Annotated in this window: 7 protein-coding genes; 4 read left to right on the forward strand and 3 right to left on the reverse strand. The window is 77.7% G+C overall.

Going from position 1 to position 9,176, the window contains the following annotated elements:
- The 4 genes from HLB09_RS09115 to HLB09_RS19940 form a co-directional block, all read left to right on the forward strand.
- The coding region (locus HLB09_RS09115) for a glycosyl hydrolase family 28-related protein (protein WP_171203073.1) at window positions 1-1,150 on the forward strand (1,150 nt) is incomplete at its 5' end.
- Between the two features lie 209 nt (window positions 1,151-1,359).
- Window positions 1,360-2,985, forward strand: a complete 1,626-nt coding sequence (locus HLB09_RS19935; RefSeq protein ID WP_171203074.1) for a lipopolysaccharide biosynthesis protein — start codon at window positions 1,360-1,362, stop codon at window positions 2,983-2,985.
- On the forward strand, window positions 2,982-4,085 hold the full coding sequence (locus HLB09_RS09125) for a glycosyltransferase family protein (RefSeq protein ID WP_171203075.1): 1,104 nt from the start codon (window positions 2,982-2,984) through the stop codon (window positions 4,083-4,085). Before HLB09_RS19935 ends, HLB09_RS09125 begins: the two co-directional genes overlap by 4 nt.
- Window positions 4,082-5,605 carry a lipopolysaccharide biosynthesis protein gene (locus HLB09_RS19940; RefSeq protein ID WP_171203076.1) on the forward strand — a complete coding sequence of 508 codons (1,524 nt, stop codon included), beginning with the start codon at window positions 4,082-4,084 and terminating at the stop codon, window positions 5,603-5,605. Before HLB09_RS09125 ends, HLB09_RS19940 begins: the two co-directional genes overlap by 4 nt.
- On the opposite strand, the gene HLB09_RS09135 is transcribed toward HLB09_RS19940, so the two are convergent.
- The 3 genes from HLB09_RS09135 to HLB09_RS09145 all read right to left on the reverse strand — a co-directional run bounded on the left by HLB09_RS09135 (window position 5,602) and on the right by HLB09_RS09145 (window position 9,066).
- Complete coding sequence (locus HLB09_RS09135) at window positions 5,602-6,735, reverse strand: glycosyltransferase family 4 protein (RefSeq protein ID WP_212770814.1); 1,134 nt, start codon at window positions 6,733-6,735, stop codon at window positions 5,602-5,604. The genes HLB09_RS19940 and HLB09_RS09135 overlap by 4 nt on opposite strands.
- The gene (locus tag HLB09_RS09140) at window positions 6,732-8,027 is read right to left on the reverse strand and encodes an oligosaccharide repeat unit polymerase (protein ID WP_171203077.1); all 1,296 of its coding nucleotides are present in this window, start codon (window positions 8,025-8,027) and stop codon (window positions 6,732-6,734) included. Before HLB09_RS09140 ends, HLB09_RS09135 begins: the two co-directional genes overlap by 4 nt.
- A gap of 85 nt (window positions 8,028-8,112) precedes the next feature.
- Window positions 8,113-9,066: a glycosyltransferase family 2 protein gene (locus HLB09_RS09145; protein WP_171203078.1), complete on the reverse strand. Its 954-nt coding sequence runs from the start codon at window positions 9,064-9,066 to the stop codon at window positions 8,113-8,115.
- Window positions 9,067-9,176 lie beyond the last annotated feature (110 nt).

The following is a 9,176-nucleotide window of genomic DNA, read 5'->3' on the forward strand; positions in this document are numbered from 1 at the left end:
CCCCGCGACGACGTCTCCCGCACCCGCCCCCACGAGCGCCCCCACCGCGGCGCCGACGCCCGCGGACCCCGGGCCGGCCCTGGCGGCCAGCGGCACGCCGCTCACCGCCTTCGGCGCGGTCGGCGACGGGCGGACCGACGACACCGCCGCCCTGCAGCGCGCCCTGGACACCGCCGCCCCGGGCACGACGCTCGTGCTGCCGGCCGGCAAGGTCTTCCGCCACACCCAGGTGCTCCGCCTGCGCCGCCCCGACCTGACGCTCGCGGGCACGGGCACCCTCCTCGCGACCGACCCGCGTCGCTCGGCCCTCCTGGTCCAGGGGGACCGAACGACGATCCGGGACATCACGCTGGCGATGCCCACGGCGACCGAGCGCCTCGGCACCTGGGACGACATGAAGCTCACGGTGCTCGGCGCCAGCGACGTCAGCGTCGAGCGCGTCCGCGTCGAGGGGTCCGCCGCGGCGGGCATCTACTTCTGGGGCGCGAAGCGCTTCTCCCTCGTCGACGCCCGCGTCAGCGGGACCCGGGCCGACGGCATCCACATCACCGGGCCCTCCTCCGACGGCGAGGTCGTCCGGCCGGTGGTCCGGGACTCCGGGGACGACGGCGTCGCCGTCGTCTCCTACGCCCAGGACGGCCAGCCCGTCCGCCGCGTCGCGGTGACCTCGCCGACGGTCCTCGGCACCTCCTGGGGCCGCGGCGTCACCGTCGTCGGCGGCGAGGACATCACCTACACCGACATCCGGGTGGAGCGGTCGAACGCCGCCGCCGTCTACATCGCCAAGGAGCCGGGCTGGCGGACCTTCGCCCCGGTGCGCGTCCGTGTGTCCGGCGGCGTGGTGGTCGACGCCAACCAGTCCACGACGGTCGACCACGGCGCCGTCCTCGTCTGGGACGGCTGGGTCGACGGCAGCCGCCCCCTCGAGGACGTGGTCGTCGAGGGCCTGCGCATCTCCGGCACCCGGAGCTCGGCGAGCCGCCAGGTCGGCTTCCTGCGGGCGGTCGGCTCGACCGCCCGCGGCGTCCACCTCAACGGCTTCACCGTCCTCGGCGGCCCGAGCACCCTCCTCGTCACCCAGGCGCCCCTCGGCGACTACGAGGCCAAGGGCTGGGTGCGCGACGGCAACCCCGTCTGCGTCGAGCGCTGAGGCCGCCGCCGCCCGGGAGGGCGCGCCCCCGCAGGGGGTCCCCCTCCCGGGTGAGACAGGCCGACGCGGGCGCGGCCGAGGGCCGCCCCCGCCGCGGGTGGGCCTACTGTGTCGGAGCCCGCACCCGGGCACCGCGACGTCGCGACCGACACCCGCCGCCGGACGCGCGCGCGTCGGCGCGCGCCACCCCCGACCAGGACGGAGCCGCCGTGCCAGGGCCCAGCGCCGCCGAGCAGGGACCGGGCGCTCCCGACCCCGGGGCGCCCCGCGCCGCTGTCGGGGAGGGGCTCGAGGACCCGGCGTCACCGCCGGGCGGCTCCTACGGCGGCGGCAGCCGCAGCCGCGTCTTCCGCGGGGGGATCTGGAACGCGGCCAGCGCCGTCCTGCCGATGGGGTCGACCCTGGCGCTGTCCATCGTCATCAGCCGCCTCCTCGGCGCCGAGGTCCTCGGCGAGCAGAGCCTCGTGGCCTACGTCTCGTCGCTGCTCGTGTCGGTCGTCATCGTCTCCTTCACGACGGCCAGCGTCCGGCTCATCGCCGCCGCGGGAGGGGCGCGCGAGCAGGCGCGACTGGCCCACCTGGCCCGGTGGAGCGGCTGGGCCCACCTCGCGGGCGGCGCCACCTCCGCCGCCGTCCTCGTCGCGGTGGGCCTCGGCCGCGACTCCTACCAGGCGCTGTGGTTCGTCGCCGCGGCGACGACCGTGGTCGACAGCCTGTGCTGGGGGAGCTCGAGCCGGCACATCGCCCGCCACGGCTGGGGGCCCACGTCGGTCCGCCGGCTCGTCGCCACGGGCGCGACGCCGCTGCTCGGCATCGCGGCGATCCTCCTCGGGGCGGGCATCACCGGCGTCTTCGTCGCCCAGCTCGTCTCGGCCTCCGTCCTGCTCGTCGTGCTGCGCCGGATGGACCGGGCCAGCCCCTACCCCTCGACGCGGGACCTGCCCGCCCCCGCCTGGCCGCCCGTCCTGCGCGTGTGGGCGCTCTTCGCCCTCAGCTCGCTGCTCACCCAGGTCGTCGACCGGCGGGTCGAGCTCGTCTTCCTCGACGCCTACCGCAGCGCCGAGGAGGTGGCCCACTTCTCGGTCGCCTTCAACGTCGTGGGCATCGCCCTCGTGCTCTCCACGGCCCTCATCAGCGCCGCGATGCCGGCCATCGCCGCCGCCCACGGCGCCGGGGAGGTCGAGCGCGTCGACCAGGCGCTCGGCCGGGTGCTGCGCATCGTCGTCGCCCTCGCCCTTCTGCTCGCCGGGGGCGCCGTCTCCGTGGCCCCGCTCGTCGTCACGGCCGCCTGGGGCCCCGCCTTCGCGGAGTCCGGCGACCTCGTGCGCTGGCTGTCCGTGACGCTGCTGCTGTCCCCCCTCGCCGCCCTCTGCAGCGCCTACTGGACGGGCACGGGGCGCCTGCGGCCCGTCCTCGCGGCCGGGGGCGCGGGCGCGACGGCCGACGTCGCCCTCGCCTGGCTGCTCGTGCCGCCGCTGGGCGTCGACGGCGCCGTCGTCGCGAGCGTCGCGGGCTCGGGCACCGCCGCGGCCGTGCTCGTCGTCGTGACGCTGCGCAGCGGCGTCCACCTCGGGCTGGCCCCGGCCGGCGTCGCGCGGGCCGCGGCCACCGCGCTCGCGGCGACGGCGGCGGCCCTCGGCGCCGACGCCCTCGTCGACGGCCCCCTGGCCCTGCCGGCGGCCCTCGTCGCCTTCCTCGCCGTCACCGCGCTGGCGGGTCGGGCCGTCGGCCTCTTCTCGCGCGAGGACACGGCGTGGTTCGCCGACACGGTCCCGGGGCCGGCGCGGCGCGCGCTGCTCGCCGTCTCCCCCGCGCGGTGGAGGCAGGGCGCATGAGGGTCCTCGTCGTCGGCCACACCGCTCCCGGCGGCGTCTTCACGGTCGGGAGCCACCACCTGGCCCGCGAGCTGCGGGCCCGCGGCCACCGTGTGGCGCACCTGTCCACCCCCGTCTCCCTCGCCCACGCGCTGCGGTGGCGGGACCCGGAGGTCCGCCGCCGCGCCGGGATGGCGCTGCGGACCCGCACCGGCGCGGACGGCGTGCCGGCGCTGGTGCCCCTCACCCTCCTGCCGACGTCCGCCGGTCCGGTGCACCTCGGCCCGCTGTCGCTGCGCACGGCCGTGCCGCCGCTGCGGCGACGGCTGGCGGACCTGGGGCTGGACGACGTCGACGTCCTCCTCGTCGACCAGCCCCTCGCCGCCGGGGTCGAGCGCCTCGTGCGCGCCCGCGCGGTGGTCTACCGCTCGACCGACATCGTCGAGTCCGCGGCCAAGGTGCGCGCTGAGCAGCGGCTGCTGCGCCGCGTCGACGCCCTCGTCGCCACGTCCTCGGTCGTCCTCGAGCGGCTCCGCGCGGTCCGCCCGGACGTGCCCTCGCTGGTCCTCGACAACGGCGTGGACTTCGGCCGCTTCGACTCCTCCGGCGGGGCGGTGGAGCGGCGGGGGGCGGTGTACGTCGGCGCCGTCGACGACCGGTTCGACTGGGACGCCCTCGCCGCGATGGCCCGCGGGCGCCCCGACCTGCCCGTCGACGTCTACGGCCCCACGACCGTGCCCGTGCCCGCGCTGCCGGACAACGTCGTCGTGCACGGCGGGGTCGCCTACGAGCGCACCCCGGGGCTCATGCGGCAGGCGCTCGTCGGCCTCCTGCCCCTGCGGCGGACCGACCTCAACCGCGGTCGGAGCCCGATGAAGCTCTTCGAGTACCTGGCCTCCGGCCTCCAGGTCGTCTCCACGCTGCCGCCCTCGGTGCGTCCCGCCCCGCCCGGCGTCCACGTCGCCGCGGCGCCCGGCGAGGAGGACGCCGCCCTGGCGCGGGCGGTCGGCGCCGGGGTCAACCACGACGGGGTCCGCGCCGCGCGGGAGATGGACTGGGCGGACCGGGCCGCGCGCCTGGAGGGCTTCCTCGAGGGGCTCCTCGACGGGCCGCGCCCGTGAGCGACGGGGCGGCGCCGCCGCCCCGTCCGGGAGGCGGTGAGCGCGAGGTCGTCCGCAGCGGGCTCTGGCGGGTCGCGGCCACCGTGCTGCCGATGGTCTCCGCCCTCGCGCTGTCCGTGGTCGTGAGCCGGGTCCTCGGCGCCGAGGGGCTCGGGCTGCAGAGCCTGCTGTCCTACGTGCAGGCGCTCGTCCTCAACACCTTCGTCCTGTCCCTCACCCAGGCCGGCATCCAGCTCCTGTCGGCCGCCCGGGGCGCCGGGGACGACCGCTCCCTGCACTGGCTGCGCGTGTGGTCGCTGCGGGCCCACGTCGTCACGGGCGTGGTGCTGGCCGCGGGCCTGCTGGGCCTCGGCGCCCTGCGCGACGAGCCGCTCCTGCTCTGGGGCGTCATCGCCGGCACGGCCCTCGTGGACGCGCTCGCCTACGCGCTGACCGTGCGCGTCGTGGCCTTCGACGGCTGGTCGCGGGTCAGCCAGCGCCGCCTCGTGAGCCAGGGGGCGGGTCCGCTGCTCGGCGTCGTCGCCGTCCTCGGCGGCCTCGGGGTGACCGGCGTCTTCGTGGGCCAGGCCGTCGGCTCCCTCTACCTGCTCGGCGCGCTCCTCGTCCTGCAGCGCCGGGTCCCCGGCACGCCCCGCGCCGGCCCGCCCGTGCCGCTGCGTCCGGTCGCCCGGCTCTGGCTCGGCTTCGTCGCCAGCCTCGCCCTGGCCCAGGTCGTCGAGCGGCGCGTCGAGCTCGTCTTCATCGACCTCTTCGGCACCGCCCGCGACGTGGGGCTCTTCGCCGCGTGCTTCACGCTCGTCTCCGTCGCGGTCGCCGTCATGGCGGCGGTCACGGGCGCCGCCATGCCCGCCGTCGCCCGCACCCACGCGGCGGGGGGCGCGGACCGGCTCTCCGCCGTCGTGGGCCGGGCGCTGCGCGTGCTGCTCGCGGTCGGCGTGGTGCTCGTCGCGGGCTTCCTCGCCCTGGGGCCCTCCCTGCTGGTCGCGCTCTACGGCGCCTCCTTCGGCGAGGCCGCACCGCTGCTGCGCGGCCTCTGCCTGCTGCTGCTGCCCGCGACCACGGCGGGGGCGCTGGGGGCCTACTGGCTCGGGACCGGGCGGGTGGCGGTCGCCGTCCGCGCCGCCGCCCTGGCCGCCCTCGTCGACGTGGGCGCCTGCCTCGCGCTCGTCCCGGGCCTGGGGGCCGCCGGCGCCGTCGTCGCGGCCGTGTCGGCCCAGGTCGCCTACGCCGGTGCGCTCCTGGTGGCCTCGCGCGACCTCCCGCCCGTGCGCGACCTCAGGGTCGGCGTCCTCCTGCGACCGGCCGTGGCCGCCGGGGTCGCGGGACTCGTCGCGGGCGCCGTCGCCGCGGCTACGCCCCCGTGGGTGGCGGTGCCGCTGGGCGCGGTCGCCTTCGCCGTCGTCCTGCTCCTGCTGGCGCCGAGGGTCGGCGTCCTCGGGCGCGACGACGCCGCGTGGCTCGCCGGCGTCCTGCCCGCACGCACCGGAGGGCTGGCGCTGCGGCTGGCGCGCCGCGCCTAGCCCCGCGCGGCGCGGACGGCGGCGACCGTCTCGGCGGCCACGTCGTCCCAGGTCCGGGGTGACCTCTCGGGAGCCGCGGCGTCGTGCGCGGCCCGTCCGCGGCGCAGGGCCTCGACCGTCGCCGCCACCCAGGGCCGGGGGTCGTCGCCCGGCAGGTGGAGGGCGAGGTCGCCCGTCGCCTCGACCAGCGCCGCGTCGAGCGAGGTGACGACCGGGGCGCCGAGGTCGAGCCCCTCGAGGGCGGGCAGACCGAAGCCCTCGGCGAGGCTCGGGCACAGGACCACGGCCGCCTGCTCGTAGCACCAGCGCAGCGGCGCGTCCGGCAGGTCGGTGAGGCGCAGGAGGCTGCCGGCCTCGACGAGCTCGGCGAAGCGACGGCCGTGGACCGTCTCGCCCCAGCTGTCCGGCCCCACGACGACGAGCACGGCGTCGGGCACCTGGTCGACCACCTGCGGCCAGGCGTCGACGAGCAGGGGCAGGTTCTTGCGCGGGCTGGGGTCGCCGACGACGAGGGCGAAGGGGCGCCCCCGCAGCTGCGGGATCGGCTCGGGGACGGCCCCGAGCAGCGTGGGGGACGTCGCGAGCGGCACGACGGCGGTCCGCGCGGGCGCCGACGGCACCCAGCGGGCCAGGTGCCCCGCGGTGGCCCGGCTGACGGAGGCCAGCACGTCCGCCTGGCGCAGGCTCGACAGGTAGGGACGGCGCAGCAGCGTGCGCTTCGCCCGGTCGAAGTCCTGCGGGCGGTCCAGCAGGATCATGTCGTGCACGGTGAGCACCGACGTCGCCCCACCGGTGCGCCGTCGCAGCGGCAGCAGGTGCTTGGTCCCCTGCACCACGTCCATGCCGCCGCGGGCCAGCGGGCCGCCGCCGAGCCTCTCGACGAGAGCGGCTGCGGTCCGCGGCAGCCGGGGCGCGGCGTGCACGCGCTCCGGCGCCATCCACGTGCCGAACCACGGCCCCGCCTCGCCCGCGAGGACGTGGAGCTCGACGTCGTCCCGGCGCTCCAGGGCCCCGGCGAGCTGGGTCGTGTAGCGGACGATCCCGCCGCCCTGCCCGTCCGGACCGACGTGCGTGGCCATGACGAGCCAGCGCAGGGGCTCGGCGGTCGGCCGGGGGCCCGGACCGCTCACGACGGGCTCCCGGTGACGGAGCCGGCGGGCACCGCCGGGCCGAGGTCGCCCGGCGGACGGTCCGCGCGCCGGCGGGCGCGCAGGGCGTAGAGGCTGACGGCGGCGATGCACAGCACGGCGGGCAGGACCCTTCCCTGGCTCCAGTAGACGTAGCGGGGCAGCTCGAAGACGCCCGTCGCGGCGACGGGGTAGAGCAGCAGGCCGACGAGCCGGCCCTCGACGAAGGCCTGGTACGCCAGGCCGACGAGGACGCCCGCGACGAGGAGGTACAGCAGGCCGCCCACCACCCCCAGGTCCACGACGGGGACGAGCAGGCCGCCCGGGTTGTTGAACTCCGGGTTGCCGAAGCGCTCGAGGAGGTCCTGCGACGCCAGCGGAGGGCTGGCGGACCACCGGTCGTACAGACCCAGCGAGGAGACGCCGGGAGCGTCCCAGACCATCTGGACGCTCTCGTAGGGCAGCCGACCGGGGTAGGTGCCCTCCTCGACGCGGATGGCGCCGTTGTTGAAGGCCGTGGCGTAGTAGCCCGCCACCCGGGCGAGGACGAAGCCGACGAAGGACTGGTCCGTGCGGTCGGCGAAGAACTGCCAGCTGCGCGAGTACTCGAACGCGCCGAAGACGGCGACGACGAGCGGCAGGAGGACGGCGGGGGCGAGCACGACGGCCCGGCGGGCGACGGCGCCACCGCGTCGGCGCAGGGCCACCGCCAGGACGACGACGAGGGGCACCAGCAGCTCGAGGAGGGCGAGCCGCTCGGTGTTGACGAAGGAGCGCACCAGCGCGAGCAGCAGCACGACGCCGAGCCGGCGCGCCGTCCGCCCGTCCCACCGGTGGACGAGGAGGACGGAGGCCATCACCACGTAGGCCAGCCCGCACTGGGTGAGGGTCGTCACGCCCGGGACCGGCGCGAGCTGGTCGCGGAACTCCGACCCGTAGTTGTCCTGGTCGACGACCGACCGGACGAGCGCCGACAGGGACAGGCCGCGCGCCGCCGCGGCGACGGCGAAGGCCGCGTACCCCACGGCCGTGAGCCAGAAGACGACGCCCGAGCCGCGCTCGACACGGTCGAGGACGTCGGCGCCCAGGCCGGGCCAGGGACGCACGACCCGGCGTCGTGCCAGCGCCCGCACCGTGGCGGCGCCCACGACGAAGGCCAGCGCCGCCGCGGCGGCCAGCGCCGTCGTCGTCGGCCCGAGCACCTTCGGGGTGCGCCACAGCAGGCGGTAGGTGTCGTCGCTGAGGCTCGCCGCGTACCACAGCGAAGCGGGGACGATGAGGGCGACCGCCCCCACCGGCGAGACCCACCAGAGCCCCCCGGGCAGGTGCGACCTCCCGGTCCCGGTGCGCTCCGGGGCCCGGCCAGTGCTCGCCGGGGCCTCAGGCACCCGGGACCCCGGGACGGGCGCCCGCCCGCGGCGCCGCGGTGCCGGCGACGGCGGCCCGCTCGCGCAGCGCGCGCGGCGGCCTGTCGACGAGGCCCGCCGCCAGTCCCCGCAGGTAGGCCGCGTCAGCGCGGGCGACGACGGGGCGCCCCTGGGCGGTGCGCACGGCGACGCCCCCCACCTTGCGGGCGGCGTAGTACGCCAGCTGGGCGCGGGAGAGGCCGTGGAGGCGCCACAGGTGCCCCATGCCGCACCCGTAGCTGAGCATCTTCGCGACGAAGCGCTCGTCCGGGGCCTCGCGAGGCTCCTCCTGGAGCACGACGAGGGCGGGGTCGTAGCGGACCCGCCCGCCGGCCGCCAGGACCCGCAGCACGAGGTCGGACTCCTCCCCCGCGCCGTACCAGCCGAAGGAGCCGACCCCCATGGTCTCGTCGAAGTGGCCGACCGCGTCCATGTGGTCCCGGGCGAAGAACATCGTCGACATGATCGAGGTGTGGAGGAAGTTGCGTCGGGTGACGGGCCCGGCCGCCGCCTTCCACCGGAGCATCGAGGGACGCCCCTCCTCCGTCAGCTGGCGACCGGAGAGGCCGGCGAGGTCCGGGTCGTCGGCGAAGGCCTCGACGACGGCCCGCAGGGCGCCCTCGGGGTACCAGCAGTTGTCGTCGGGGAAGCCGACGACCGGGGCGGTCGCGAGGCCGAGCCCGGTGTTCCGCCCGTGGGAGGCGCCGCGACCGGACGTCGTCCGCGCCGTGCGGACGAGCGGCGCGGGCGACGCCGGGGGCGCCAGCCGGTCGAGGACCGCGGCGCAGGCCTGGTCGGCGCTCTGGTCCACGAGGACCAGCTCCACGCGGTCGGCCAGCTCCGAGGCGATCACCGAGCGCAGCAGCCGCTCGAACTCCTGCGGGCGCCCGACGGTCGTGACGACCAGCGAGAGGGCCGGCGCGGTCACCGCTCACCGCCGCTGCCGGCGCGCGCCCGGTCGTCGGCGCCGTCACGGAGGCCGAGGTCGGCGCCGGGCGTGGGCCGCTCCTGCTCCGAGGGCTGGTCGCGCGCGTCGCC

It is taken from the genome of Pseudokineococcus marinus, from assembly GCF_013004605.1.
Classification (GTDB): domain Bacteria; phylum Actinomycetota; class Actinomycetes; order Actinomycetales; family Quadrisphaeraceae; genus Pseudokineococcus; species Pseudokineococcus marinus.

Bases quoted from the DNA above. Each gene is read 5' to 3' on its own strand.
- HLB09_RS09125 (WP_171203075.1), top strand. From the start codon at position 2,982: ATGAGGGTCCTCGTCGTCGGCCACACCGCTCCCGGCGGCGTCTTCACG.